The 24966-nt window shown below is 61.0% G+C and carries 26 protein-coding genes; 18 read left to right on the top strand and 8 right to left on the bottom strand.

The genetic code is table 11. The annotated features are described in order from the left end of the window. Nucleotides 1-181: 181 nt before the first annotated feature. From rpsP to trmD, 4 genes are read left to right on the top strand one after another with little or no spacing between them, the layout of a single operon-like run. Nucleotides 182-652 carry a 30S ribosomal protein S16 gene (rpsP, locus tag ACFT1A_RS27300; protein ID WP_003942818.1) on the top strand — a complete coding sequence of 157 codons (471 nt, stop codon included), beginning with the start codon at nucleotides 182-184 and terminating at the stop codon, nucleotides 650-652. After that, entirely contained in the window at nucleotides 649-891 is a 243-nt protein-coding gene (locus tag ACFT1A_RS27295) for an RNA-binding protein (protein WP_003939023.1), read from the top strand. Before rpsP ends, ACFT1A_RS27295 begins: the two co-directional genes overlap by 4 nt. A 14-nt stretch (nucleotides 892-905) precedes the next feature. Next, nucleotides 906-1478, top strand: coding sequence for a ribosome maturation factor RimM (gene rimM, locus ACFT1A_RS27290; RefSeq protein ID WP_050656639.1), 573 nt, complete (start codon nucleotides 906-908; stop codon nucleotides 1476-1478). A 9-nt stretch (nucleotides 1479-1487) separates the two neighbouring features. Continuing rightward, entirely contained in the window at nucleotides 1488-2192 is a 705-nt protein-coding gene (gene trmD / locus ACFT1A_RS27285; RefSeq protein ID WP_378449550.1) for a tRNA (guanosine(37)-N1)-methyltransferase TrmD, read from the top strand. On the opposite strand, the gene ACFT1A_RS27280 is transcribed toward trmD, so the two are convergent. Beyond that, nucleotides 2189-2764 (bottom strand): dihydrofolate reductase family protein, encoded by a 576-nt coding sequence (locus tag ACFT1A_RS27280; protein WP_378449549.1) that lies wholly within the window; start codon nucleotides 2762-2764, stop codon nucleotides 2189-2191. The two genes, trmD and ACFT1A_RS27280, sit on opposite strands and share 4 nt — an antisense overlap. A 68-nt stretch (nucleotides 2765-2832) precedes the next feature. Between ACFT1A_RS27280 and ACFT1A_RS27275 the strand changes: the two genes are divergently transcribed. Next, complete coding sequence (locus tag ACFT1A_RS27275) at nucleotides 2833-3411, top strand: TetR/AcrR family transcriptional regulator (RefSeq protein ID WP_378449548.1); 579 nt, start codon at nucleotides 2833-2835, stop codon at nucleotides 3409-3411. Nucleotides 3412-3415: 4 nt separating this feature from the next. Here ACFT1A_RS27275 and ACFT1A_RS27270 read toward each other — a convergent pair whose 3' ends face one another. Together ACFT1A_RS27270 and ACFT1A_RS27265 are read right to left on the bottom strand one after the other, a co-directional pair. Next, nucleotides 3416-3862, bottom strand: coding sequence for a GtrA family protein (locus ACFT1A_RS27270; RefSeq protein ID WP_283303750.1), 447 nt, complete (start codon nucleotides 3860-3862; stop codon nucleotides 3416-3418). Continuing rightward, on the bottom strand, nucleotides 3859-6057 hold the full coding sequence (locus ACFT1A_RS27265; RefSeq protein WP_378449547.1) for a hypothetical protein: 2199 nt from the start codon (nucleotides 6055-6057) through the stop codon (nucleotides 3859-3861). The genes ACFT1A_RS27270 and ACFT1A_RS27265 overlap by 4 nt, the downstream gene beginning before the upstream one ends. Nucleotides 6058-6229: 172 nt before the next feature. On the opposite strand from ACFT1A_RS27265, the gene ACFT1A_RS27260 reads away from it, so the two are divergent. Continuing rightward, nucleotides 6230-7216 (top strand): glycosyltransferase, encoded by a 987-nt coding sequence (locus ACFT1A_RS27260; RefSeq protein ID WP_230812918.1) that lies wholly within the window; start codon nucleotides 6230-6232, stop codon nucleotides 7214-7216. Further along, nucleotides 7206-8348, top strand: coding sequence for a dTDP-4-amino-4,6-dideoxygalactose transaminase (gene rffA / locus ACFT1A_RS27255; protein ID WP_378449546.1), 1143 nt, complete (start codon nucleotides 7206-7208; stop codon nucleotides 8346-8348). The genes ACFT1A_RS27260 and rffA overlap by 11 nt, the downstream gene beginning before the upstream one ends. Before the next feature lie 26 nt (nucleotides 8349-8374). Here the strand turns inward: rffA and ACFT1A_RS27250 are convergent, their stop codons facing one another. Next, complete coding sequence (locus ACFT1A_RS27250) at nucleotides 8375-9361, bottom strand: serine hydrolase (RefSeq protein ID WP_378449545.1); 987 nt, start codon at nucleotides 9359-9361, stop codon at nucleotides 8375-8377. A 75-nt stretch (nucleotides 9362-9436) separates the two neighbouring features. On the opposite strand from ACFT1A_RS27250, the gene ACFT1A_RS27245 reads away from it, so the two are divergent. The 6 genes from ACFT1A_RS27245 to ACFT1A_RS27220 all read left to right on the top strand — a co-directional run bounded on the left by ACFT1A_RS27245 (nucleotide 9437) and on the right by ACFT1A_RS27220 (nucleotide 15138). Further along, nucleotides 9437-11782, top strand: coding sequence for a Tex family protein (locus ACFT1A_RS27245; protein WP_378449544.1), 2346 nt, complete (start codon nucleotides 9437-9439; stop codon nucleotides 11780-11782). A gap of 104 nt (nucleotides 11783-11886) precedes the next feature. Next, nucleotides 11887-12774: a hypothetical protein gene (locus ACFT1A_RS27240; protein ID WP_378449543.1), complete on the top strand. Its 888-nt coding sequence runs from the start codon at nucleotides 11887-11889 to the stop codon at nucleotides 12772-12774. 89 nt (nucleotides 12775-12863) lie between these two features. Beyond that, nucleotides 12864-13205, top strand: coding sequence for a 50S ribosomal protein L19 (rplS, locus tag ACFT1A_RS27235; RefSeq protein ID WP_003942791.1), 342 nt, complete (start codon nucleotides 12864-12866; stop codon nucleotides 13203-13205). 55 nt (nucleotides 13206-13260) lie between these two features. Next, entirely contained in the window at nucleotides 13261-14064 is an 804-nt protein-coding gene (lepB, locus tag ACFT1A_RS27230; RefSeq protein WP_230812928.1) for a signal peptidase I, read from the top strand. 50 nt (nucleotides 14065-14114) lie between these two features. Then, nucleotides 14115-14795, top strand: a complete 681-nt coding sequence (locus ACFT1A_RS27225; RefSeq protein ID WP_378449542.1) for a ribonuclease HII — start codon at nucleotides 14115-14117, stop codon at nucleotides 14793-14795. A gap of 37 nt (nucleotides 14796-14832) precedes the next feature. After that, a complete protein-coding gene (locus ACFT1A_RS27220; RefSeq protein WP_003942715.1) occupies nucleotides 14833-15138 on the top strand; it encodes a DUF2469 domain-containing protein in 306 nt (101 codons plus the stop codon). An 81-nt stretch (nucleotides 15139-15219) separates the two neighbouring features. Here the strand turns inward: ACFT1A_RS27220 and ACFT1A_RS27215 are convergent, their stop codons facing one another. The 3 genes from ACFT1A_RS27215 to ACFT1A_RS27205 form a co-directional block, all read right to left on the bottom strand. Continuing rightward, entirely contained in the window at nucleotides 15220-16395 is a 1176-nt protein-coding gene (locus tag ACFT1A_RS27215) for an RtcB family protein (protein ID WP_378449541.1), read from the bottom strand. Nucleotides 16396-16492: 97 nt separating this feature from the next. Further along, nucleotides 16493-16711 carry a hypothetical protein gene (locus ACFT1A_RS27210; RefSeq protein WP_378449540.1) on the bottom strand — a complete coding sequence of 73 codons (219 nt, stop codon included), beginning with the start codon at nucleotides 16709-16711 and terminating at the stop codon, nucleotides 16493-16495. A gap of 82 nt (nucleotides 16712-16793) precedes the next feature. Further along, nucleotides 16794-17801 carry an iron-siderophore ABC transporter substrate-binding protein gene (locus tag ACFT1A_RS27205; protein ID WP_378449539.1) on the bottom strand — a complete coding sequence of 336 codons (1008 nt, stop codon included), beginning with the start codon at nucleotides 17799-17801 and terminating at the stop codon, nucleotides 16794-16796. Between the two features lie 144 nt (nucleotides 17802-17945). Here ACFT1A_RS27205 and ACFT1A_RS27200 point away from each other — a divergent pair, with 144 nt between their 5' ends. Beyond that, nucleotides 17946-18761, top strand: a complete 816-nt coding sequence (locus ACFT1A_RS27200; RefSeq protein ID WP_378449538.1) for an AraC family transcriptional regulator — start codon at nucleotides 17946-17948, stop codon at nucleotides 18759-18761. Nucleotides 18762-20173: 1412 nt separating this feature from the next. Here the strand turns inward: ACFT1A_RS27200 and ACFT1A_RS27195 are convergent. Beyond that, nucleotides 20174-20908 (bottom strand): hypothetical protein, encoded by a 735-nt coding sequence (locus ACFT1A_RS27195; protein ID WP_378449537.1) that lies wholly within the window; start codon nucleotides 20906-20908, stop codon nucleotides 20174-20176. Between the two features lie 264 nt (nucleotides 20909-21172). Here ACFT1A_RS27195 and ACFT1A_RS27190 point away from each other — a divergent pair, with 264 nt between their 5' ends. The 4 genes from ACFT1A_RS27190 (at nucleotide 21173) to ACFT1A_RS27175 (ending at nucleotide 24925) form a co-directional block, all read left to right on the top strand. Beyond that, nucleotides 21173-21529 (top strand): YraN family protein, encoded by a 357-nt coding sequence (locus tag ACFT1A_RS27190; protein ID WP_378449536.1) that lies wholly within the window; start codon nucleotides 21173-21175, stop codon nucleotides 21527-21529. Further along, on the top strand, nucleotides 21529-23037 hold the full coding sequence (locus ACFT1A_RS27185; protein WP_378449535.1) for a YifB family Mg chelatase-like AAA ATPase: 1509 nt from the start codon (nucleotides 21529-21531) through the stop codon (nucleotides 23035-23037). Before ACFT1A_RS27190 ends, ACFT1A_RS27185 begins: the two co-directional genes overlap by 1 nt. Further along, entirely contained in the window at nucleotides 23034-24161 is a 1128-nt protein-coding gene (gene dprA, locus ACFT1A_RS27180) for a DNA-processing protein DprA (protein WP_378449534.1), read from the top strand. Before ACFT1A_RS27185 ends, dprA begins: the two co-directional genes overlap by 4 nt. 404 nt (nucleotides 24162-24565) lie before the next feature. After that, nucleotides 24566-24925 (top strand): Lsr2 family protein, encoded by a 360-nt coding sequence (locus ACFT1A_RS27175; protein ID WP_003942721.1) that lies wholly within the window; start codon nucleotides 24566-24568, stop codon nucleotides 24923-24925. The last annotated feature ends 41 nt before the right edge of the window (nucleotides 24926-24966 follow it).

Here is a 24966-nt window from a genome sequence, read left to right as displayed (position 1 = left end):
AGGGTGGTTTCCGAACGAGCCCACCCATCTGGCACAATGGACCATTGTTCGTCGCAACCGGTTACGTACCGCTGCGACGGTCACAGGATAGAGGCAAAACCGGGCTCACAAATCGTGTGGGTCGCTGAATTGCACGTGACATGCGCAGCACTGTTGTGCGCGCTGAAGGAGAACTGCAGCTGTGGCTGTCAAAATCAAGCTCACCCGCCTCGGCAAGATCCGCAACGCTCAGTACCGCGTTGTCATCGCCGACTCGCGCACCCGTCGTGACGGCCGTGCGATCGAGACCATCGGCAAGTACCACCCCAAGGAAGAGCCCTCGCTGATCGACATCGATTCCGAGCGCGCTCAGTACTGGCTGTCCGTGGGCGCACAGCCCACCGAGCCCGTCGAGGCACTCCTCAAGATCACCGGTGACTGGCAGAAGTTCAAGGGCCTGCCGGGCACCGAAGGCACCCTGCGTGTCAAGGAAGCCAAGCCCACCAAGCTCGAGCTCTTCCAGGCTGCACTCGCGCAGGCCGAGAACGAGCCGGTTGCTGAAGCAATCACCCCCAAGAAGAAGAAGGCTGCAAAGGCTGACGAGGCCAAGGCAGAAGACACCGCGGCTGACGCCGAGGCTCCCGCTGCAGACGCCGAGGCTGCTGACAAGTGAGTGCCGTCGTCGCTGATGCGGTAGAGCATCTCGTGCGTGGCATCGTCGCCAATCCCGACGATGTTCGTGTCGAGCTGATCACCGGACGTCGGGGACGGACCGTCGAGGTGCACGTGCACCCTGACGATCTCGGCAAGGTCATCGGTCGGGGTGGTCGCACGGCGACCGCTCTGCGGACCTTGGTCTCCGGCATCGGTGGCCGCGGTATCCGTGTTGATGTCGTCGACACCGATCAGTAGACGGCAGTAAACAGGTGGAACTCGTAGTCGGTCGTGTCGCGAAGTCGCATGGCATCAAAGGTGAATTGGTTGTCGAGGTTCGTACAGACGAGCCCGAAGATCGTTTTGCCGTAGGTTCCGTGCTGCGTGGGCGTAAGCCGCGCGAGTCCACACTGAAGTCGTACACAGTGGAAGCCGCCCGGGATCATTCCGGGCGGCTTCTGCTGCGCCTCGAAGGCGTCAGTGACCGTGGCGACGCAGATGCGTTGCGCGGCACACTGTTTGTGATCGACAGTTCCGAACTCGAGCCTTCGGATGATCCGGACGAGTTCTACGATCACGAACTCGAAGGACTGAAGGTCGTCCTCACCGACGGCACCGAGATCGGTTCGGTCATCGAGGTATTGCATTCCGCCGCAGGCGAATTGCTTTCGATTCGCCGCGCCGGTGAGACGTCCGGTGAATTGCTGATCCCGTTTGTCGCAGCCATCGTCACCTCGGTGTCGATCGCCGACGGCGTCGTGGTGATCGAGCCCCCCGAGGGACTGCTCGATCCGGACTTCGGTGACAAGTCGAACAGCGACAATTCGAACGCCGACAGCGACTGATCGCTTGTCATGCGTCTCGATGTAGTCACCATCTTTCCCGAGTATCTCGAACCGCTTCGTGCTGCCTTGCTGGGCAAGGCAATCGAACGTGGCTTGATCTCGGTCGACGTCCACGATCTGCGGTCGTGGACCCATGACGTGCACAAAGCCGTCGACGATTCTCCGTACGGCGGCGGACCCGGCATGGTCATGAAACCGACCGTCTGGGGCCCGGCCCTGGACGACGTGATCGGACGAGCAGATACTGACGGCCCGGATGACGCCGAGACGATTCTGGTGGTGCCCACTCCTGCCGGCGTCCCGTTCACTCAGGCGACCGCGCACCGCTGGTCTACCGCAAAGCATCTTGTCTTCGCCTGCGGCCGATACGAAGGAATCGATCAACGAGTTTTCGACGACGCAGCCAAGCGGGTTCGCGTCGAAGAAGTCAGCATCGGCGACTACGTACTGATCGGCGGTGAAGCTGCCGTGCTGGTGATGGTCGAGGCTGTTGTTCGACTGATGCCCGGTGTTCTCGGCAATCAGCTTTCACACCAAGAAGATTCGTTTTCCGACGGACTCCTCGAAGGACCCAGTTACACGCGTCCGGCCGTGTGGCGCGACCTCGAGGTTCCTCCTGTTCTGCTGTCCGGTGATCACGCAAAGATCAAGGCTTGGCGCCGTGAGCAGTCGCTGCAGCGCACGGCCGAGCGTCGACCGGACCTGCTCCCTTAGGTATTTCGCTTCAACCAGGTGATGCTCGCGCCGTCACTCAGCGATTCGGTTGCAGTCGGTGTGAACAGCGTCGGCTCGAAGTTGCCTCTGATCATCGGTATACCAGCGCCTGCGACAACCGGATACCTCTTGACGACCAATTCGTCGATCTCCGGTAGCAGTTCGCCGGCGAGAGTTCCGCCGCCGCAGAGCCAGATGTCTTGTCCTTCCTCCTCTTTGAGGGATTTGGCCAGCGCCAGGGGATCAGCGCGGACGAGGGTGATCGCAGGATCCTCGGTGTCGGGGAGCGTCGTGGAGACGACGAACTGGCGCAGATGTGCGAAGGGGCTGCTCACCCCGGCGGACAGTCCGGGCTCGTAGGAACCGCGACCCATGATGACGGTGTCGAAGACCTTGTTGGGTACGCCCTCCACTCCGAGGGAAGGCCGCACGTGCGTTGGCACGGTGTCGGGATACCGATCGCATATCCAGGCCGTGATCTGTTCGGATGCCGGGTAGAAGTCGAATTCGCCGCCGGGGCCCGCGATGTAGCCGTCGAGCGATGCTCCCACGTAGTACACAAGCTTTCGCATGAAATGCTCCGTTCGTAGTACTCTGTTTGTAGTGGTTTAACCTAGGGTCGTGTCTGGAGTGATGTCAAGTGCGAAAGAACCCGGAACGTCGGCTTGCCCTGATCGACGCGGCAATCGAGGTGTTGGCGCGAGAGGGCGCTCGAGGCTTGACCTTTCGAGCCGTCGACAGTCAGGCAGCCGTGCCGAACGGGACTGCGTCGAACTACTTTTCCAATCGCGACGACCTACTGACACAAGCCGGTGGCCGGATCTACGAGCGACTGATTCCGGACGACCTCGAGGGACTGATCGATCCCGTCAACGGCACCGATCGTGAGCGTCTGGTGACGCTCATGCTCGAAGTGGTCGAGCGGGTCACCTCGTTCGGGACAGGTTTCCTTGCGCTCATGGAGTTGCGATTGGAGGCGACGCGTCGACCGGACCTGCGTGCGGTACTGACCGTCCGCATCCGAGAAGATTTCGATCTGAACGTAGCCAATCATCTGGCGTCGGGCGTGCCCGGTGATGCGATGACCGTTCGCCTGCTCTACATGTCGTTGAACTGGCTCGCCCTGGATCGACTCACATTGCCGAACCTGTTCGGAGAGGAAGACATTCGAACGATCGTCGAGGCGGCAGTGGATCGCGCGTTACCCCGCGAGTCGTAGAAGGTCAGTGCCGTTCGGTTGGTTTGCGACGGAATGAGAAGTATCGATGACCAAAGAAACTCACACCGGCAACGATCAGCATGACAACAGCCTGAGCGGGGAGCGGCGGGGCGTGCAGAATCGACACTGCGAGTGTTCCGAGAATCAGATTCAGCACGAGGCCACCGGAATTGACGACGATGAACGCGCCCAGGTCGCGGGCAACATGTCCGCGAACGCGGAAAACGAGAGTCCGATGCAGAACAAAAGCGATGAGGACGCTGATGGAGTACGCGCCGATCACGGCCACCTGATACAGATTCTTGTTGTCGAGGATCAACGACCACATCACGAAGAGCACGTAGCCGATCGCCGTATTGGCAACTCCGACAATGGCAAACGCAATGGGTTGATGCTTGACCACCCGCAGCAGTGGGCCGGGGTTCTCGGTTGATGCGACGTCTTCGGTCATGAAGACTCGGTGTGCACGTCGCTGATCCGGTCCTTGCGTCGCGTGCGCAGATACATCCATTCGAGCACCCCGAGTCCGAGGACTCCGGCGACCATCGAAGCGCCGCCGACCTTCCATCCCGGGGGACGCCAGGTCAGGACAAGTTCCGCATCTTTCGTACCGGCAGGAACGTCAACGGTGACAAAGGACTTCGCGACGACGTCGATCGGGACAGGCTGACCGTCGATGCTCGCCCGATATCCGGGCCAGCCGAGCCGTGCGAACACAACCTTGCCGCCGGTCTCCGAACTGACACGAAGGGTGCTCGACATGTTCGATTCCGCGATCGACGTAGCCTCGACGCCTTGGGCGTCGGCGATGCGTCCGTTGCGTGTCGAGACGGGGCCGTCGACGCGTTCGAGTACCGCGATGTAGTTCTCGTGTCCGGGGTAGTCGACCCATTTCCATCCGTCGGGAGCCGGGTTCTTGCGTGCATCGGGATAGAGGGCGTTTTGCAGTACGACGCGGTCCACGTTCATCAGATCGACGATGGTGCGGCCAGTGGTGGGTTCGACGGTGAATGCGCGTCGGAAGGCGTCGGGGCAGACGCTCATGTCCCAGCGCATGCAGAGCAGGTCACCGAAGTAGAAGTGCCCGTTGGGGGTGTAGCCGCTGGTGTAGGTCAGTTCGAGGTCTTTGGGGTAGTTGCCGAAGGCCAGGGAACCGTACGCTCCGTCGAGTGTTCGCTCGCCGGGGCCGATGAGCGCGCGGTCGCCCAGTTGTAGTGTCGTGCCTTCGAAGTCGGGGAAGGCTTCCTTCATCTCCGAGCGGGATTCGGGCAGGTTCCAGCTCATCGGGGTCGGTTGTGCTGCTCGAACCTGGGCGTAAGCGATGGGGGAGACCGCGACGATCGCTACGAGGCATGCGAACGCAGTGCCCTTGGTACGGCCGAGCCACACCATCGCGGCGCCGAGGGCAACGACGGCGACGGCTGAGATCACATGCCATTTCGCGAGCCCCGGGGCTGCCGAGGCGGACCGAATCAGCAGCAGGCCCACGAGGATTCCCGCTGCAACGCAGCGCCCGCGCAACTTGTCGGTCGTGGCGTAACGCCCGAGCAGGATGCACACCAGAAGCAGAAGGCCGATGGCCACCATCGGAAGCACGCGTGCGGGCCACCGCAGCGGGCCGATCGTGCTCGGCCCGGCAGTCCACATGAGGACGGCGACGGTGAAGATCCCGACGGCGGTCAATTCGCGTGCCGCGGCGCGTGCCTTGCCCCAGTCGATGAACGCCAGCGCCGGAATGAGGAACCAGGCGATGTAGACCATGGGCATGGTCTGGATGTATCCCCACCAGGAGGTGAACGCAGGCATGGTGCTCGGCAGGCTCGCGTTCAGCGATTCCGACCACGGAACGGCGAGGAATGCGTCGTTCTTGACCTCGGATGCACCGCGCCAGGTGACGTCGGCGGTGAGCAGGCTCGGCAGATACGTCGCGAGCCCGGCCAGAGCCGCACATGCGGACACCGCCAGAAGCCGCAGCGACGGTAGCCAACGCCGCTGATAGACAACTTCGCCGATTGCGACCGCGCCGATCATCAAGCCGGATTCGACTGCGGGGAAAACATATTGGACCGACATCGCGAGATACAAGAACACGAAGGTCGGGATCGGACCGCTCTTACCTCGGGCGTAGCGGATTGCCGACGCCCACGCCTGAACCATCCATGCAGTGCCGGTGAAGGCAGTCATCCAGCTGGCCGAGTCGAAGAACAGCAGGAAACCGGTGAACGGAATGGAGACGCCGGCGACCGCAGCCCACGTGGGCTTCGAGCCGTACTCGAGACAGATCCGATAGACGCCCAGCGCAAGAATGATCGCGAAGATCAACTTCACGATCGTCGCGTACAACGCCAAGTTGTCGAAGGACGGTGCGATCAGGTCGATCAGGAGTTGCGGTGGATTGAGAAGGCCCGCTTCCTCGATCGCGTAGTTGCCCGCCATCCAGTTCTCGGGGACGAGTACCGGGAGGTGTCCTTCTCGCAGACTGCGGCCGAGCATGACCCACAGCGGTGCGTACTGGGACTCGGTGTCGTCCGTGTAGAAGTGACGAGCATTCGCGAGCACCACGGCCAGGTAACCGGCGATGACACCGACCGCCGTGACGGCGCCCCACTTGTACACATCGGCCCGGGCGAGAGTGCGAGTTTCCACCACGAGTTCCAGACCTTAACAGGGCAGGTCGGGCGTACGGAGACGCGAGCGCGTCACGCGCCGCCGGCATCCGAAGTCAAGACATCTTTGCGTGTTAAAGTTCGCGACGGTGTGGGCCCGATCGTGCCTGTCTCTCGGCGCCAGTCGAGCCCCCTGAAGGGAGTGGAAGCGAGTGCACTCGATTTCCGTCGTAGTGCCCGTTTATCAGGGCGAAAAGACGATCACAGCACTCGTCGAGGAGTTGGACGCCCTGGGCGCACCGAGTACGACGCCCGGTGGTGCGCAGTTCTCGGTCGACGAGATCGTGCTGGTCCACGACAACGGCCCGGACCGCTCCGACGTCGTGTTACTCGAATTGGAGCGCCGTTTCGAGCAGGTGCGTGTCGTGTGGCTCAGCCGCAACTACGGCCAGGACGCGGCGACCATCGCCGGCATGGCCGCTGCAACCGGCCAGTGGATCGTGACGATGGACGAGGACGGCCAGCACGACCCGGTGCACATCGGGGCTTTCCTCGACACCGCGCTGACGGAGCGATCCGATCTCGTGTATTCCAAACCCACGAACACCCGCCCTCACGGATTTTTGCGGAACCTGACCTCGCGCGGCGCAAAGATCGTCTTGGCGACGGTGTTCGCATTCCCTGATTCGACGAGATTCGAAAGTTACCGCCTGATCCGCGGTGACATCGGTCGACAGTTGGCCGGCGTCGCCGCCAACGGCGTGTATCTGGATGTCGCGCTGACGTGGGTTGTCGGTAACACGGCCACGGCCCCGGTGACACTTCGAGCCGAAGGCCGCGAGGAATCGGGATACAACTATCGCCGTTTGTTCTCGTTGTTCTGGAAGATGGTGTTGTGTAGCGGAACCCGCGGTCTGCGGCTGGTCAGTCTGCTCGGAGTCACCCTGGCGTCAGCCGGTGTGATCATGGCCGCGGTGATCTTCATCCAGGCCATGACCGGCGACAACAACGACCCCGAAGGATGGGCGTCGATCATCATGGCGCTGCTGGTCTGTTCAGGTGCGATCCTGTTCTCGCTCGGGCTGATCGCCGAATACCTCGGTGTGGCACTGCACGTCCTCGTCGGAAAGCCGCTGTATCTGACTGTCGATTCACCGCGGCCGGGAACCTCGATCGATCGGCGTACTCGTGAGCACTGATCGAATCATCTTCTCGCGCCCCTATCGGGCCTCGAACGAATTGTCGAATCTGGCAACGGTTCTGGAGTCCGACCACATTCACGGTGACGGGCGTTTCACCAAGTCCGCGACCGCAGCCATCAAAACGATCACCGGATCCACGCACGCCCTGCTGACCACCTCGTGCACGCACGCACTCGAATTGGGTGCCCTGCTGCTCGAATTGGGCCCGGGCGACGAGGTGATCGTTCCGAGCTTCGCGTTCAGTTCGGCGGCGACCGCCGTCGCGTTGCGCGGGGCCACTGTTGTTTTCGTCGACATCGATCCGAGTACCGGCAACATCGACCCGGCGTGCGTCGCGGCGGCGATCACCGAACGCACCAAAGCAGTACTTGTCATGCATTACGGCGGAGTCGCCGCCGACATGGAACCTCTGCTCGACCTCGCGGAACTCCACGGCGTCGCGTTGATCGAAGACAACGCACACGGGCTCGGCGGAAAGTGGCGTGGGCGCGCGCTCGGCACCATCGGAACAATCGGAACGCAGAGTTTTCACGACACCAAGAACGTTCATTGCGGCGAGGGTGGCGCGCTGTTGCTCTCCGACGATCAGCTGATGACCCGCGCCGAAATCATCCGTGAGAAGGGGACCGACCGTGCGCGTTTCCTGCGTGGCCAGGTCGACAAATATTCGTGGCAGGACATCGGCTCGAGCTATCTGCCCAGTGAACTCAATGCCGCCGTCCTCGACGCACAACTCTCGGAGTTCGACGCGATTCAGGCGGCCAGGCATCGCGTCTGGGATGCCTACAGCGTGAGTCTGGGCGAGTGGGCGTCCGCGAATGATGTCGTGCCCATGGCGGTGCCCGATGATCGCGAGCACACCGCGCACCTGTTCTATCTCAAAATGCCGACCGAAGAGAGCCGTGACGGCTTGATTCGGCATCTTGCCGCCGACGGAATCGTGGCGCCGTTCCACTACGTTCCGCTGGATACGAGTGCGGCTGGTGTGCGCTACGGACGAACACCGGAGCCGTGCGTGCGTAGTGCCGAGTTCTCGGCGTCGATCCTTCGACTGCCCCTGTGGCCGATGCTCACGTCCGAACAGCAGGAGCGGGTCATCAGTTCGGTGCTCGAGTACAAGCAAGACTGAGTTCGAACAGGACCTCTTGGACCGAATCAGGGTCCGGATGCTTCGGGCATCACCGAATCCGTGGTCGTGGATGCTGCCGCCCAGTCGTCGATGCTTCCGCTCGGGAAGAGGATTTGTGTGACGCCGGTGACGGTGTCGCGTGCGTGCAGTGCACTTTCGTCGTCGACAGCATCGGTGAACGAAGTGTCGGGATAGAAGCTGTCCTCGTCCGTGTACTGGACGTCTTCTCGAGAACCGATCGCGATGATGTATCGGTTGTCGTCACCGACGATGCCGGTCGACAGGTGTATCCACTTGTCCTCGACACAGCACATCCAGCCTTGCTTGACTCCGATGACCGGCTCGCCGAACAGGGCCTCGGGCAGTCCGAACCGCTGGTCGTAGCCGTCAGTTCCTTCGGGAGTGGATTGCCGCAGGTACTCGACGAACTGGTCGACCCGTTCGGGTCCGAGTTGGTCGGAGTCGTCGAGGACGGCGTTGTAGAAGGTGACCAGGTCACGGGTCGTGGTCTCGGTGTTCCACCACATTCCGTCCCACGGCGGCGTCGTCGCAGTCAGTGCGTAACGCTCGGCGACGCGGGTGATCACTTCTTGACCGCCGACCTCGTCCCACAGGAGGTTGGCTGCAGTGTCGTCGGAGGATTCGAGCATCGCCGCCATGAGGGTGCGATCGTCGTCCGTGATCGGTCGCTCGCCTCGCGCGTCCTGATGAAGGAGATCCTCCGCGATGAATAGCTTTGCCACCGAGGCGGTTTCGATCTGCTGGTCGCCTGACACATCGAGGTACTTGTCCGAGGAGCGGTCGAGGATGGCGATGGAGACGTCCGCGCCGCGCCCGAGCGCCGCCACCTGAGCTTGCGCCAGTCGACCGTCGAGAGTCTCCGCGACCGGAACATTGGTGTCGGGGAAGGCGGGGGTCTGCATCGAATCATCCGTGTTCTGTCCGCCGCTGCACGACGCCGCAAAAGTAACTGCGGCCGCCATTGCGGCAATCCGGACGTACCGCGTACTCATCTGTTTCCCCCGGTAGCCCTGACACGGCACTGTTGCCGATCTTCTTGTCTCAGGATAGCGGTAGGGTCGGATCTCGTGATTCTCAAGACCGTGAACCAGCGCATTGCCGAGGAACTCGACGTCCGCGAAGGCCAGGTTGCAGCAGCAGTCGACCTTCTCGACGGCGGAGCCACGGTGCCCTTCATCGCCCGGTACCGCAAGGAAGTCACCGGCACGCTCGACGACGCTCAGTTGCGACTCCTGGACGAGCGGCTGCGGTATCTCCGCGAGCTCGACGACCGTCGTGACGCCGTGCTCACGGAGATCGACTCTCAGGGCAAATTGGACGATCAATTGCGTGGTCAGATCATGCTGGCCGAGACAAAAGCGCGGCTGGAGGACATTTACCTTCCCTTCAAGCCGAAGCGTCGTACCAAGGCGCAGATCGCCCGTGAGGCCGGCCACGAACCCGTCGCGGATGCCCTCATCGGCGACCCCACCACCGATCCCGCGCAGTATTCGGACGAGCAACTCGACGGAGCCCGGTCGATCCTCGTGGAGCGCTTCGCCGAGGACGCCGATCTGGTCGGCGAATTGCGTGAGCTGATGTGGAGTCGCGGCCAGGTCGTCTCCTCAGTCCGCAAGGGCAAGGAATCCGATGGCTCGAAGTTTGCTGACTACTTCGAGTTCTCCGAACCGTTCTCCAAATTGCCTTCGCATCGCATCCTCGCCGTCCTGCGCGGAGAGAAGGAAGAAGTGCTGTCGGTGAACATGGCTGCCGACACCGAAGAACTCGCGCCGGGGGAGCGCACGGTCTACGAAGGCCGCATCGCGTCGCGGTTCGAGATTGCCGACCGTGGCCGTGCCGCAGACGGGTGGCTCCTCGACACCGTGAGGTGGGCGTGGAAGACGAAGTTCGCGGTCACACTCGGTATCGACACTCGGATGCGTCTGCGACAGTCGGCCGAAAAGGATGCCGTCGACGTCTTCGCCACCAACCTCAAGGATCTACTCCTCGCGGCTCCCGCAGGCGCCCGACCCACCATGGGACTCGACCCCGGATTTCGCACCGGAACCAAAGTTGCCGTCGTCGACGGAACTGGCAAAGTTGTTGCCTACGAGACGATTTACCCGCACCAGCCGCAGAACAAGTGGGACGCTGCTCTTGCGACGCTTGCCGGGCTTGTCGCCAAGTACGGCGTCGAACTGATCGCCATCGGCAACGGCACGGCCTCACGCGAGACCGACACGCTCGCTACCGAACTGATCAAGAAGACCGGTGCGCCCAACCTGACCAAGATCGTCGTGTCCGAGGCAGGCGCATCGGTGTACTCGGCTTCGGCCTATGCGTCGCAGGAACTTCCCGACCTCGACGTCTCGATTCGCGGTGCGGTGTCCATTGCGCGTCGCCTGCAGGATCCGTTGGCGGAGTTGGTGAAGATCGACCCCAAGTCCATCGGCGTCGGTCAGTATCAGCACGACATCACAGAATCGCTGCTCTCACGTTCCCTCGACGCCGTCGTCGAAGATGCCGTCAACTCGGTCGGCGTCGACGTCAACACTGCGTCCGTGCCGCTGCTCGCTCGGGTGTCCGGAATTGCAGGCTCGCTCGCGGAGAGCATCGTCGCGCATCGGGACCAGAACGGTCCGTTCAAATCCCGCAAGGGACTCAAGGACGTCTCACGATTGGGACCCAAGGCATTCGAGCAGTGTGCCGGCTTCCTCCGGATCGCCGACGGCGACGACCCTCTCGACGCGTCGAGCGTCCACCCGGAGGCGTACCCGGTGGTTCGAAAGATCGTCGCGAGTGCCGGCGGCGACGTGCGCACCGTCATCGGAAACTCGCAGGCACTTCGATCGGTCAAGGCGTCCGACTACGTCGACGAGCGATTCGGTCTGCCGACCGTCACTGACATCATCTCCGAGTTGGAGAAGCCTGGTCGAGATCCGCGACCCGAGTTCAAGACCGCGACTTTTGCCGCAGGCATCGAGAAGGTCGCGCACCTCAAGCCCGGTATGACGCTCGAAGGTGTGGTCACCAACGTCGCGGCTTTCGGCGCCTTCGTCGACATCGGAGTTCATCAGGACGGTCTGGTTCACGTCTCGGCGATGTCACACAACTTCGTCAAGGACCCACGAGAGGTCGTCAAATCGGGTGACGTCGTCAAGGTGAAGGTTCTCGAAGTGGACGAGGCGCGTCAACGCATCGGGTTGACGCTCCGACTCGACGACGAGGTGGGCGCACCCCGCAAGTCCGAAGGCCCGCGAGGTGGGCAACCCCAGCGACAGGGCCAGCCTCCGCGTCAGGGTCAGGGTCAGGGTCAGGGCCAGCAGCGAGGTGGCGGAGGGCGACAGGGTGGACGCGAGTCGCGCCCGGACAATCGCGCGCCCGTCGCAGGATCGATGGCCGACGCGCTGCGCAAGGCCGGATTCGGCAAGTAAAGCCGTACGCCGGGTTTTCGAAGTCCGTATCGTCACAATCGAGTCGGTTGGCGGTATGAATCCGATCAGGGTCGGATCATGAATTCGGTGAAGGGAGGACAGTGATGCGGGAGTGGCTCGAGCGAGAGATCATCGCCCACGGCCGATTGCCGCTGCTGTTCTTCCTTCTCGGGTTCCTGTCTGCCTTCCTTTTCATCCGCCTGAGCGTCCGGATGATCCGCGCGAAGGTGAAATGGTGGCCGGGCAACATCGCGCCAGGCGGTCAGCACGTGCATCACGTCGTATTCGGTGTGATCGCCATGATGATCTCCGGTGGTGCGCTGATTGCGGTCTACGTCGACGGTTCGCAGACCACCGGTGCCGTACTGGCGGCGATCTTCGGTATGGGTGCGGCGTTGGTGCTCGACGAGTTTGCACTGATCTTCTACCTGAAGGACGTGTACTGGTCCGAGCAAGGTCGGACCTCGGTGGACGCGGTCTTCGTCGCGATAGCCGTGACCGGGCTGGTGCTGTTGGGTTTCCGCCCGCTCGAACTGCTCGACGTCGCCGGATTCCGTGAGGAACGAGATCCGTGGATCAAGTTGGTCTTCGTTTTTGTCGCGTTGATCAACTTCGCCCTGGCTGCCATCGTCATTCTCAAGGGGAAGATCTGGACGGGGCTCGTTGGTCTGTTCGTCTTTCCGTTGCTGGTAATCGGTGCAGTTCGCCTGAGCCGGCCGGGTGCGCCGTGGGCACGTTGGCGATACACGCGCAAGCCGAAACGGATGAACCGCGCTCTCGAGCGTGAACGGAAATGGCGTCGGCCCGTCATCCGCGCCAAGATCTACGTTCAGGATCTCATTGCCGGATCGCCGAGCGTCGAACATGCCATGACGGCGGCCGAGCAGGAATTGGACCACACCATCCACGCGGCTCCGCCACCACCGATTTCCCCACTGGTGTCCGCGTCTGGCACAATGGACGGGTTGCCTGGACCAGGCAGCAGCACTTGATCTGGGCACGAACCAGACGAGCGCCGTTTCGGGAGACCGGAACGCGTGCCGCTCGGTTCCTCTGCTCCTGCGAAATACAAGGATGACATATGAACACCCTGGACTTCCTGGACAAAAAGTCGCTCCGCGACGACATCCCCGAGTTCCGTCCCGGCGACACGCTCAACGTGAACGTCAAGGTTATCGAAGGCTCCAAGGAGCGCGTGCAGGTCTTCAAGGGCGTCGTTATTCGTCGCCAGGGCGGCGGCGTTCGCGAGACCTTCACCGTCCGTAAGGTCTCCTTCGGCGTCGGCGTCGAGCGCACCTTCCCGGTTCACAGCCCCACGCTGGCCTCCATCGAGGTTCTGACCCGCGGTGACGTCCGTCGCGCCAAGCTGTACTACCTCCGTGAGCTTCGTGGCAAGAAGGCGAAGATCAAGGAAAAGCGCTGATCTTTCCGATGAGCCCGGCACCGCGTACGCGCGGTGTCGGGCTAATCTGGTTTCTGTGGCAGATTCTTCGAAGGAGCAGGCATTGTCGTCCGGACCCGAGAATCACGAGGGATCAAGCGGTTCCGAGGAACCGACCTCACATCGGCCGCAGAAGAAACAGCGATCGTTCCTGCGAGAACTCCCTGTTCTGATCGGCGTTGCGCTGGTACTCAGCATCGTTCTTCAGGCATTTGTCTTCAGAGTTTTTCTCATCCCATCCGAGTCGATGGAACCGACACTGCACGGCTGTGCGGGATGTACCGGTGACCGCATCGTGGTGGAGAAAATCGGATACCGCTTCGGCGATCCGGAACCCGGCGACGTCGTCGTCTTCAAGGGACCCGATTCGTGGAACACGAAGTATGTGTCCAATCGGTCCGACAACGTTGTCGTCCGCGGCATTCAAGAGGTCGGTTCGTGGGTCGGCCTCGTCCCGCCCGACGAGAACGATTTGGTCAAGCGAGTGATCGCAACCGGCGGCCAGACCGTCGAATGCTGTGACGATCAGGGCCGAGTGCTGGTCGACGGCAAACCACTCGACGAGCCGTACATCAAGATGGACTTCCCGTTCACTCCGGGAACACAAACGTGTGACACCGAACTGAAGTCAGGGCGCTGCTTCGGACCGATCACCGTGCCCGAGGGACACGTATGGGTCATGGGTGACAACCGGAGTAATTCCGCCGATTCGCGCTACCACGTCGACGACGAGTTCCAGGGAACCGTCCCGGTCGACAACATCATCGGTCAAGCACGATTCATCGTCCTTCCCCCGTCGCGAATGGGCGGCATCGATGCGCCTGATATCCAGGGCAATTGAGTTGTCGGACCGCACACATGGATTCGCTTAGTTCCGAATAGGCAGAGACAGTGAGTAGTTGGCCCCCTCGCGTTGTCATTCGCAGATCGGCAGGTCTGCGGACGATGGAGTCTGCGTTGGCGCGAACCGGACTCGGTCCGGTCGCCGGCGTCGACGAAGCCGGTCGCGGAGCCTGCGCTGGTCCGCTCGTCATCGCAGCGTGTGTCCTGGCACCGAAACCGCAAGCGGCACTGGCGCGTCTGGACGATTCGAAGAAGCTGACCGAACGTGCTCGCGAGGAGCTTTTCCCAGCCATCAAGCGCTTGGCATTGGCGTGGAGTGTCATCGCTGTTCCCGCAGCGGAAGTCGACCAGATCGGTATTCACATCGCGAACATCGAGGGGATGCGGCGAGCGGTTGCGGGCCTCGACCTCGAACCGGGGTACGTCCTCACCGACGGGTTCCGGGTTCCGGGTTTGACGGCTCCCTCGCTGCCGGTCATCGGCGGTGACGGCGCCGCTGCATGTATCGCTGCGGCGAGCGTTCTCGCGAAGGTGACCCGAGATCGCGTGATGACCGAGATGGACAACACTCATCCCGGATACGGCTTCGCAATTCACAAGGGATACAGCACGCCCCTGCACATGGACGCTCTCGACGAGCTGGGGCCGTGCCCAGAGCACCGCATGACCTACGCCAACGTGGTGGCTGCGGGAGTCCGGTTGGAACAACGTGCAGGCCGTACGGGATGATGGACGTTCAGACGAACTGGGAGGACTGGCTAAACCGATGAGTGCCGAGGATCTCGAGAAGTACGAAACCGAGATGGAGCTGTCGCTCTACCGCGAATACCGGGACATCGTCGGACAGTTCTCCTACGTCGTGGAGACCGAACGACGTTTCTACCTGGCCAACACGGTCGAGTTGCTGCCCCACAATTCAGACGGGGAGATCTACTTCGAACTGCGGATGTCCGACGCGTGGGTGTGGGACATGTACCGCCCGGCGCGATTCGTGAAGTACGTACGCGTCGTGACGTTCAAGGACGTCAACATCGAAGAGCTGGACAAGCCGGATCTGCGCCTTCCTGACTGACCTGCGCTTGCCAGACTGCTCGACAACGAAGCGCCCCGCCGATATCGGCGGGGCACTTCGTATTTCGCGGAGTTGCGCGGGTTAGTTGCCCTTGACATTCACGATCTGACGCAGCGTGTGTCGAATCTCGACCAAGTCCTTCGCGTCGTCCATGACGATGTCGATGTCCTTGTACGCACCCGGGATCTCGTCGAGGAACGCAGCGGAGCGCTTGTATTCGATTCCGACCATTGCCTTGTCGAGATCTTCGATGGTGAACGTCTTGCGTGCCTGGTTACGCCCGTACACCCGACCCGCGCCGTGGGGGCTGGACTTGAACGACGGCACGTTTCCCTTGCCGACGACGACGTAACTCGCGGTCCCCATCGAACCGGGGATGAGCCCGGGAGTGCCCTCGTCGGCCTTGATCGCACCCTTGCGGCTCAGCCACACACCCCGGCCCATGTGGAATTCCTTCTGCGTGAAGTTGTGGTGGCAGTTGATCCGCTCGATCTCGTCGATGATCGTGCCGTCACCCATGAAGTGCGCGAAGTCCTTCACGACGCGGTCCATCATCTCTTCACGGTTGAGTAGAGCGAAGTGCTGAGCCCAGTTCAGATCGGTGATGTACGAGTCGAATTCGGGTGTCTTCTCGATCAGGTAGGCAAGATCCGGATCGGGAAGGTTGATGTACCACCGCTCGCACAATTCCTTGGCGATCTTGATGTGATGCTGTGCGATCTTGTTTCCGATACCGCGGCTACCCGAGTGCAGGAACAGCCAGACGCCGTCGCTTTCGTCGAGCGTCACCTCGATGAAGTGGTTACCAGAACCCAGCGTTCCGAGCTGAAACCTCCAGTTGTTCTTGAACTTGTCGTAGAAGGGCAGACGATCGCCCGCCATGGTCTCGAGTTCTGCGATGCGGATTTGCGCCGTGTCGCTCAGCGTCTTGTTGTAGACACCCGCCGAGAGTGGAACGGAGCGTTCGATGCTGTGGCGAAGAATGCTCAGGTCGCGGGCTTGGAGGTCGCGTGCGTTGAACTGGGTTTTGACTGCGATCATTCCGCAACCGATATCGACTCCGACGGCGGCGGGCATGATCGCGCCTTCCGTCGGAATGACCGAACCCACCGTCGCACCCGCACCGAGGTGCGCATCCGGCATCAATGCCAGATGTGGACGGACAAAAGGCATCTGGGACGTGCGCAGCGCTTGCTCGCGAGTATTCTCGTCGAGAATCGATGCCCAGTTCCACAGCCTCTTGGTGATCTTCTCCATCAGATTTCTCCCACATAGTTCACAGCCGAACCGATCGGTCCGGTGTGTCGTGCAGGAATGACCATGCGCTCCGTCAGTGGTTGTGTGCAACCTCTTTTCAGGTGCGCAGGCCGTCTGCGAGTTCGTAGATTCGTCCGACGTACCTCTCCTGGAAGGCTTTTCGGGCAGCATCTGCTTGTTGCCGTTCGCCCATTCTGGAGTAGAGGTACTCGAGATGAACCAAGCTCTCGCCGATGTCGACGCGTCGCTGGTCGAGAACCGTCAGCTCGTCGACCAGTCGAGCCAGATCTAACGCGTTGCCCGGTACCTCGTCCATGGTGGTCCTCGATGTTCGTGGGTGCTTCCTGACTTCGAGGCTAGCACTATTCGAACATATTTTCGATACCTGTCCTGTTTGCTTACTTCGACAACGTGGCGGTCAGTTGGTCGATGGCATACGGAATGCTCAGGACCGTGTTGCCGGACATCGCCGCACCAACCGGTGGATCTGCGGTGTATCGCACGACTACCGCGCTTCCGTACTTCACGGCGGGTAGACGCTGGAAGAGGGTGTTGCCGGCGAGGGCCTTCTCTCCCTCCGGGTCGGCCATCACGATCAAGCGGTCGACTGACTCGAGGATGTCGTAACGCTCGTTCGGAAGCCAGTCGCCGAACTGTTCGCCGACAAATGCGTCGACCGTCGGCGGGAGGGTGAACCCGAGTGACGAGAGGAAGATGCCACGTGGGTCGTGCGACGAGAATACGTATCCCTCGGGAGTGTCGAGGTTGACGATCGTTGCGGTTTGCCCGGCGAACTCCGGGTGCGCGGCGCGAGCGGCGGCAAACGCGTTTTCGGTATCCGCGATCAGTTGTTGAGCTTGTGGTTCTTTGCCGAGAGCGCGCCCGGCGGTGAGCGTCATGTCGGTCCACGGCGTTGTGTACGCGTCGTAGTCCTTGCTCTGTGCGACAGTCGGCGCGATCGAGGTCAGCTTGTTGTAGGTTTCCGTGTCGATGTCGGCGTATAGCGCGAGTATCAGATCTGGTGCGAGGGAGGCGATTTGCTCGAAGTTGAAGTCTCCGCCGCTGTTGATGTATGTCGGAGTCATTCCCTTCCAGTAGTCCTTCGTCCACGGCCAGCTTTCATCCAGGCCGGAGCCCCACCATTCGGCCATTCCGACGGGTTCAACCCCCAGGGCAAGCAGTGGTTCGTGATCGGTGTACCCGAGTGTGACGACGCGCTGCGGTTCGGCATCGATGGTCGTCGAACCCTGTGCGTGCTCGATCGTCACGGGGAATGCGTCGTTGCTCTGGGTCGCTGATGCGGTGTCGACGCCTTGCGAGGTTCCACAGGCGGTCGAGAACCCGATGATCGCGGCCGTCGTGAATAAGGCGGCGAGGATTCGGGTGCTACGTGAGGGCACGTGCATGCTCCTTCGAAGTGGTGGGCGAAGTGATCTGAGTTCCGCGTGAAGTGCTGAACTGGTCGCGTCAGCAATAAAGTGAGGCTAACCTTTGCAGGATCGTCGGTCCATCCTTCAGGATGGACTCGGATACGCCCAGAAAGACGCAAAATGTCCACTATCGAGTACTCGACTCGTCCAAAGTCCTTGCTAGCGCTGCCCGATAGTCGCGGACGGACATTCAAAGATTTTCAGGTCTACACCAACGTCGCCGACGGAGTGACTGCGTACGGAGCTCATCGACACCCCGAGCATCAGATCGCCTGGATGAGTGAAGGGACGATGCAGATCGCTGCCGGAGGCAATGTGTGGCACCTGCACAGCGAGCACTTGGTCTGGTTGCCGGGCACCGTTCTCCACGACATGACACTTCTGACGGAGGGGTGCATGATTGCGGCCTATGCGCGTCCGGATCTACGCCCTGCCGGGCCGCGGTGGACTCAGCCACTTGTTCTCGAAGTCGATGCTCTGTCCGCTCAATTGCTGCGCCATCTCGCCGACCGGACCATCGACGATGCTCGGCGGTTGATGAGTCAGGAGTTGCTCTACGACATTCTTGCTGCCGCGCCCGAACGGCACGACGTCCTCGCGGTTCCTCGCAATGCTGCGGCGAGTTCGGTTTCTGCCCGCATCCTTGCCGATCTGGCAGACTCACGAACACTAGGGGACTGGGCGGGCGAACTCGGGGTCAGTTCCAAAACCTTGATGCGCGCCTTTGTCGCCGATACCGGGATTACTTTCGGACAGTGGAGAACTCGTGCACGCATGTATGCGTCACTCGAGATGCTCGCGCGGGGTGAGGGCGTCAACGACGTTGCCCCGCAGGTGGGTTACCGAACCAGTAGTGGGTTCATCGCCGCATTCCGCGAAACTTTTGGTACGACACCCGCCAGGTACGGCGTGAAAGCTGATGCAATGATTCGCTGAATTGGAAACCGACGCCGCACACGCGGAGACGATAGTTGATAGATCTTGCTCGCGTCGACAGGCTAAAAGCTGAGGGTGGCAATCTCCCGTACGCCCAGGCTGGCTTCGTGGAGGCTGGGCGTGGGCATCGGATTCATCATTCAAGGCTGCGTCTAGAACATCGGTCAATCGCTTACGAGCAGCATTTCGATGGCGATTAGACAAAATTCAGAAATATCCTAGCGTGAGCGTTTTCCGGCAATCTGCGCAACCGTGGAAGATGTAACACACAATGCTGCGCCAGACAGGAGGACAACCCAAAGCCCCCACCCGATCGATGGAGAAACGGTGGTGCGAAGAATTGTTGCTTCTGCGTCTGACACGTTCATGGCGTCGATTATTCCGATCACGACCGTGATTGCGCCTACCGCTGGCGCGACCCACCGGTCTCCAAACTTTGCCTTTCCTCCTCTAGACAGAATAGTGAACAGTGCGATTGCTGCCACCGCGCCGAGAACGAGTGTTAGGACGCCGTCTCCGTCGACACCGGACTTTGAGAAGTTGAGAAATGTCACCCATGGACCGAGGCTTCCGACGACTATCCCGAAACATGCAAGCAGAGCTGCCACGATATTTGGCAGGTAGTTGGAAGGGAGGGGAGAGTCGGCCTGTACGAATCCAACTGGCGGTACACCTGCGAATCGCCACTCTGTCTTGTGTTCGGGATGGGGTTCGTAAGGTTGATCCGATTCTGGCGACGGTGCTTGGTGCTGAGCGAGCCAGTATTCCGGTGGTCGGGGCTCGTAGTTCGGTTGGTCAAATGGAGAGTTGGGTGGCTGCGTCACTTGAGAACCAACTTTCTGCTGTGGAAGCCGCTCAGTTTGCGGGTGAGTAGATTGCAACTGCAATCCGTCGGACAAACTATACAAGTGAAAGCTTTACGGAGTTCTTATGGTTTCGGTCAGGGGTAAATTCGAAGAGTTGACTGTCTTTTCAGAGTTAGAAAATGTTCGCCAAGAGCCTGTCTGCTTACTTCGAACGAATCGTGAATGGATCTGGCGGGCGGAGGAGAGTCCCGGCGACGTTGACCGCCTGGGTGCTTCGCGTAGAATGCCTTTGCTTACGCCTATATTGGCTCACTTTGCTTCCTGAGACCTTCCCTGCTGTCTGCGTGGGACGGGGTGTTTGCTGGTAGGGAATTCGACAACTAGGTAGTTCGAATTTATGGAGTTTAGTACAAAGCTGGAAGTTCCAGGTTTTCCTCGTCGGGCGAATTTAGACCACAGCTGGATGTCGTGCGCTTCTCCTTTCAGTGTCGCAACACTGAAAGTGATTGTTGGTTTTCAATTGCGGAACATGCCTCCAGAACGAGGAGATGGGCCGAGCTGCCAGCATGCGCTGGTGGCTCGGCCCATCTCCTAATCCGAACTGAGTCAGCTCATGTTGCCGAGCACATTGCCCAGGACACCGCTGATGACGTTGGTCATCGACCCCTGCGGGTCGGTGAGGGAACCGAATACCTGGCCCGATCCGGAGTTGAGTGAGCCGAAGCCCATGTCCTCGAGGCTTCCGGCGCCCGCCTCGACGGGGTTCGGCTGCCGGATGGTGACACACACGCCCATCGGATTGATGTTCCAGTCGCCCGCCGCCAGCACAATGTTGGTGCCGGCACCGCTGTCGAGCTGCGTGCCTACAACTGCGTTATCGGGAACTTTGTAGGTGGTTTCCAAAGCGATGACGCCGCCGCCCGCCGTGGTCCATCCGCCGCCCTTTGCGACTACGGAGTTGTTGCCGACAACCGCAGTTTTGGTGACGTCGTCCCACTGCTGATCGCCGATAAGCCATTTGACGTTCAGGCGAGCCTTGACCAGCTGGAATCCTGCCGGGTGGAAATCGCGGATCTGATTGACGAGTGCTCCCGAACCGGAAACCTTTGTCAGGTAGGTGACCGTCTGTCCCGGGGCGACCTTGCCGTCGCCGACAACCTCCTTGCTGACGGTGTACGGCGTCCCGAGGGAACCGGCCCAACTGTCGGTCACCGACTGGTTGAGCGCGCAGGCCGGCGCTGCTTGTGCCACCGAGGCTCCAAGTCCAACAGTGACGCCGGCGGCGATGAGAACGAGGGAAGTGGTGGTGGCTACTGCGTGGCGTAGTGAGCGGCGGGCCATATAGAACTCCATTCAGCGGGGTGCGTGACGGTTTGAGTAAAACTGTAACTAGTTCTACTGGACTTTCGTCCAATTTGTGGGGATTTCAGAAAATTGTCGGAGTGTGCGCCGTCGTTGGTGTATCGCGCTGCCGAATTCCACAGGTTCTGGGTTGTCAACAGGTTGGTTTTGGGTGGCTTGGTTTGGTGACGGTGGGTTGAGGGTGGTGTTGGGACGCGTTTCGTATGGGGCGGGCGCGCGGTCGTGTGAGTGGCGGGGGCTGTGATGGCGAGGAATATGGCGTTGGGGGCTCGGGGCGAGGATGTGGCTGTCGAGTTCCTGATCGATGCGGGTTTGGAGATTGTCGAGCGCAATTGGCGTTGTCGGTACGGCGAGTTGGATGTGATTGCGACGTCCGGTGATCGGATTGTGTTCGTGGAGGTGAAGACTCGCTCTGGTGCCGGGTACGGGAGACCGGCGGAGTCGGTGACGTTCGCGAAGCAGCGTCGGATTCGGGTGTTGGCGATGCAGTGGCTGGCTGATTCGGGGCGGTCGTGGTCGAGGGTGCGTTTCGATGTGGTGGCGGTGTTGATCGGTCGCGACGGTGAGCCTTCGGTCGAGCATTTTGTGGATGCGTTCTGATGGCGTTGGGGCGGGCGCATTCTGTTGCGGTCAGTGGTGTGGACGGGCAGATCGTGGAGATCGAGGCGGATATCGGGCGCGGGTTGCCGGCGGTGCATTTGGTGGGGCTTCCCGATACGGCGTTGCACGAGTCGCGTGATCGGATTCGGGCGGCGGTGACCAATTCCGGTGAGGAGTGGCCGGACAGCAAGGTGATTTTGGCGTTGTCGCCGGCGACGTTGCCGAAGGTGGGCAGTGTTTACGATTTGGCTTTGTCGTTGTCGGTGCTCGATGCGGCGAAGAAATTGCCGCGGAAGTTGTTGCGGGAGACCGTCTTTTTGGGGGAGTTGGCGCTCGACGGTCGTTTGCGGACGGTGCGTGGTGTGTTGCCTGCGGTGCTTGCGGCGAAGCGGGCGGGGTGGGGGACTGTGGTGGTTCCGCGTCGGGCGTTGGCTGAGGCGGGCCTGGTGAAGGGGATCGAGGTGCTGGGTGCCGATGATCTGTCTGCGGTGATCGGGTGGTTGCGTGGTGAGTTGGCACTGGCTGTTCCTGATGTTTTCGAGCGTGCTGATGCGGTGGCGGTGCGGGATTTGAGTGAGGTTGTCGGGCAGACGGATGCTCGGTGGGCGATCGAAGTTGCTGCGGCGGGTGCGCATCATTTGATGTTGACGGGTCCGCCGGGGATCGGGAAAACGATGTTGGCGCAGAGGCTTCCGGGGATTCTTCCGCCGTTGACGGAGGGGGAGTCGTTGGAGGTGACGGCGATTCATTCGGTGGCGGGTGTGTTGCCGGAGGATCGGCCGTTGATTGACATGCCGCCTTTCATTGCGCCGCATCACAGTTCGTCGGTCAGCTCGTTGGTGGGTGGTGGTAGTGGGATGGCTCGTCCGGGTGCGGTCAGCCGGGCTCATCGCGGCGTGCTGTTCCTCGACGAATGTGCGGAGATCGGGGTGAAAGTGCTCGAAGCGCTACGCACGCCACTCGAAGACGGGGAAGTGCGAATCGCCAGACGGGACGGAGTGGCACGTTACCCAGCGCGATTCCAGCTCATCCTGGCCGCGAATCCGTGTCCGTGCGCGCCGCCCCGTGACGCGGATTGCGTCTGTGCACCCGCGGCACGTCGCCGATACCTGGGGAAATTGTCCGGCCCGTTGTTGGACCGAGTCGACATCAGGGTCCGGATGCAGGCCGTTGCAACCGGAGCGCTGCTCGACGAAGTGGGTGAAAGCACCAGCGATGTTCGTGCGCGTGTGGCGGCAGCTCGAGACACTGCAGCCCAACGGTGGAGCGAGTACGGGTGGCGAACCAACGCGGAAGTGCCAGGACCGGCGCTTAGGCAGAAGTTCAGACTCTCGCGTGCCGCGTTGGCGCCAGTGGAACGGGCACTACGTAAAGGGGTGATCACAGCTCGAGGGGCGGACCGAGCGTTGCGGGTTGCCTGGAGTGTCGCCGATCTGGCAGGTGAGGCGATGCCCGGACCAGACCAAGTTGTCACCGCACTCGACTTCCGCGACAGGGGATTCCAATGACTGCACACGATCCACGACTACTTGCCTGGGCATATCTGTCCCGCGTCGTGCAAGGGCCCAGCGCGTACATGTCCATGTTGATCGACGAGCTCGGGATCGAAGAAACTGCGAGGGCGGTCCGCACCGGCGATCTGCCACCCGCGATCGAGGAGAAGACGCGAGCGCGCGCTCACATCGACACAGCCCAGCGAGACCTCGACCTGATGGCGGCGATGGGAGGCAGACTTGTAACACCGAACTGCGCCGGTTGGCCGGCGTGGCGAATGCTCTCCTTCGACGGACTCGATGCCGCCGGCGGCGAGATCGCGCCATTTGTGTTGTGGGTGTTGGGGTCTGGGGATCTGGTAGATCTTACGGAGAGAGCCGTCGCAATTGTCGGCACGCGGGCATCTACTGCGTACGGCGAACACGTGACAGCAGAGATTGCCGGTGATCTGGCTGTCGACGGATGGACCGTGACCTCGGGAGCGGCCTTCGGTATCGACGGGGCAGCGCACCGGGCTGCATTGGGCGTAGGGGGAACCACAATGGCCGTCTTGGCCTGTGGCGTGGATCGGGCGTATCCGTCGGGGCATGCGCGACTACTCAAGCAGATAGCGAATTCGGGTGCAGTGATAAGTGAGTATCCACCGGGTACAACACCTGCAAAGTTTCGGTTCCTGGCGAGGAATCGACTGGTTGCTGCATTGTCGGACGGAGTAGTGGTGATCGAGGCCGGATGGCGCAGTGGGGCACGCAATACCGCCAATTGGGCTCGAAAGCTAGGCCGTCCCGTCATGGCGGTGCCCGGACCGGTGACCTCGGCGTCATCGACCGGATGCCACCGAATGATTCGCGAAGGTGAAGCCCAACTCGTCTCCAACGCCGTGGACGTAGTCGAAGCGTCGGGTCCGTTCGGTGTGGGTGATTGCGCGGAGGATGTCGCCGCGACGCGTGACATCGACGCATTGCGAGGCAATTCTCGATTGGTATACGAAGCTTTGCCGGGAACAGGTTCCCGTAGTACTCGTGAGTTGTCCGAGGAATCGGGATTGCTCATGGCTCAGGTTCGTGCAACTCTTCCACTGCTCGAACTCGAGGGGTTTGCGAGTTCTGATTCGAGTGGATGGTTTCGGACGAGGTAGCGCGTGAACCTCATTGTGCACGTCCAGTGGGGCGTGGCAATGCTCACTAACCGTTCCTGCGACAGCGAAACGTGAATACCCTCGCGATGCTGGTAATCGCACGTCAGGCCTGTTTTTCGATGAACTTGCTCGGCTGTGTGCAGCGGTATTCTCGACCCTGTTATGCAGACGTGGCCGTGAATTTCAACGGGCCTCAGGAAAGTCTCAGGCCAATGTGCTTAGACGTCTGATTAGTCTGGATCCCAGTGAAGGCGGGTATTGATTGGTATGTCGTTAACCCGCTGCTAATTCGGACCATTGAGTCTGTTCGGAAATGGCAGAGGTTTTCGGACTTCTTTTGTTCATCAACGCTCTATCTGTGTATTGTGAAGGAGAATTGAATCGATCATTGAAAGAGGAGTGCAATGGCTGAGAAGCTGATTCGGCAACTCATCGACGACCTTGACGGTAAGCCGATTGACGATGGATTCGGTGATCGAATTGAGTTCTCTTACCAGGGAACGGATTACGTGATCGATCTGCGCGCCACCAATGCGGAGAAGTTCGACGCTGCGGTGAAGCCGTTCGTCGAGGCAGCTGCGAAGGTGAGCGGAAAACGCGGTAAGAAGGCTCAGGCTGCATCGCCGCAGGCCACGTCGGGTTCCGGACGCTCCAAGGAGACGCTCCAGGCCATTCGCGACTGGGCGGGTAAGAACGGTTACGAAGTTGCTCCGCGTGGGCGTATCAAAGCGGAAATCATCGACGCTTTCGATGCTGCACACTAGGTCGAATTAAATACCTCCTCTGGCTCCTGGCGAACCTCGTC

Origin of the sequence: Rhodococcus sp. NPDC057135 (assembly GCF_042670865.1) — a bacterium.
GTDB lineage: Bacteria > Actinomycetota > Actinomycetes > Mycobacteriales > Mycobacteriaceae > Rhodococcus_F.
This window is presented reverse-complemented; position numbering and strand designations above follow the sequence as displayed.

Excerpts from the sequence above, each read along its gene's own strand:
- ACFT1A_RS27280 (WP_378449549.1), bottom strand. The coding sequence starts at position 2,764 with ATGCGAAAGCTTGTGTACTACGTGGGAGCATCGCTCGACGGCTACATC.
- ACFT1A_RS27190 (WP_378449536.1), top strand. The coding sequence starts at position 21,173 with ATGGCGAGGAATATGGCGTTGGGGGCTCGGGGCGAGGATGTGGCTGTC.
- dprA (WP_378449534.1), top strand. The coding sequence starts at position 23,034 with ATGACTGCACACGATCCACGACTACTTGCCTGGGCATATCTGTCCCGC.
- ACFT1A_RS27185 (WP_378449535.1), top strand. The coding sequence starts at position 21,529 with ATGGCGTTGGGGCGGGCGCATTCTGTTGCGGTCAGTGGTGTGGACGGG.
- ACFT1A_RS27240 (WP_378449543.1), top strand. The coding sequence starts at position 11,887 with ATGCGGGAGTGGCTCGAGCGAGAGATCATCGCCCACGGCCGATTGCCG.
- rplS (WP_003942791.1), top strand. The coding sequence starts at position 12,864 with ATGAACACCCTGGACTTCCTGGACAAAAAGTCGCTCCGCGACGACATC.
- ACFT1A_RS27175 (WP_003942721.1), top strand. The coding sequence starts at position 24,566 with ATGGCTGAGAAGCTGATTCGGCAACTCATCGACGACCTTGACGGTAAG.
- trmD (WP_378449550.1), top strand. The coding sequence starts at position 1,488 with ATGCGTCTCGATGTAGTCACCATCTTTCCCGAGTATCTCGAACCGCTT.
- ACFT1A_RS27210 (WP_378449540.1), bottom strand. The coding sequence starts at position 16,711 with ATGGACGAGGTACCGGGCAACGCGTTAGATCTGGCTCGACTGGTCGAC.
- ACFT1A_RS27195 (WP_378449537.1), bottom strand. The coding sequence starts at position 20,908 with ATGGCCCGCCGCTCACTACGCCACGCAGTAGCCACCACCACTTCCCTC.
- ACFT1A_RS27250 (WP_378449545.1), bottom strand. The coding sequence starts at position 9,361 with ATGAGTACGCGGTACGTCCGGATTGCCGCAATGGCGGCCGCAGTTACT.
- ACFT1A_RS27200 (WP_378449538.1), top strand. The coding sequence starts at position 17,946 with ATGTCCACTATCGAGTACTCGACTCGTCCAAAGTCCTTGCTAGCGCTG.
- ACFT1A_RS27270 (WP_283303750.1), bottom strand. The coding sequence starts at position 3,862 with ATGACCGAAGACGTCGCATCAACCGAGAACCCCGGCCCACTGCTGCGG.
- ACFT1A_RS27215 (WP_378449541.1), bottom strand. The coding sequence starts at position 16,395 with ATGGAGAAGATCACCAAGAGGCTGTGGAACTGGGCATCGATTCTCGAC.
- ACFT1A_RS27205 (WP_378449539.1), bottom strand. The coding sequence starts at position 17,801 with ATGCACGTGCCCTCACGTAGCACCCGAATCCTCGCCGCCTTATTCACG.
- ACFT1A_RS27220 (WP_003942715.1), top strand. The coding sequence starts at position 14,833 with ATGAGTGCCGAGGATCTCGAGAAGTACGAAACCGAGATGGAGCTGTCG.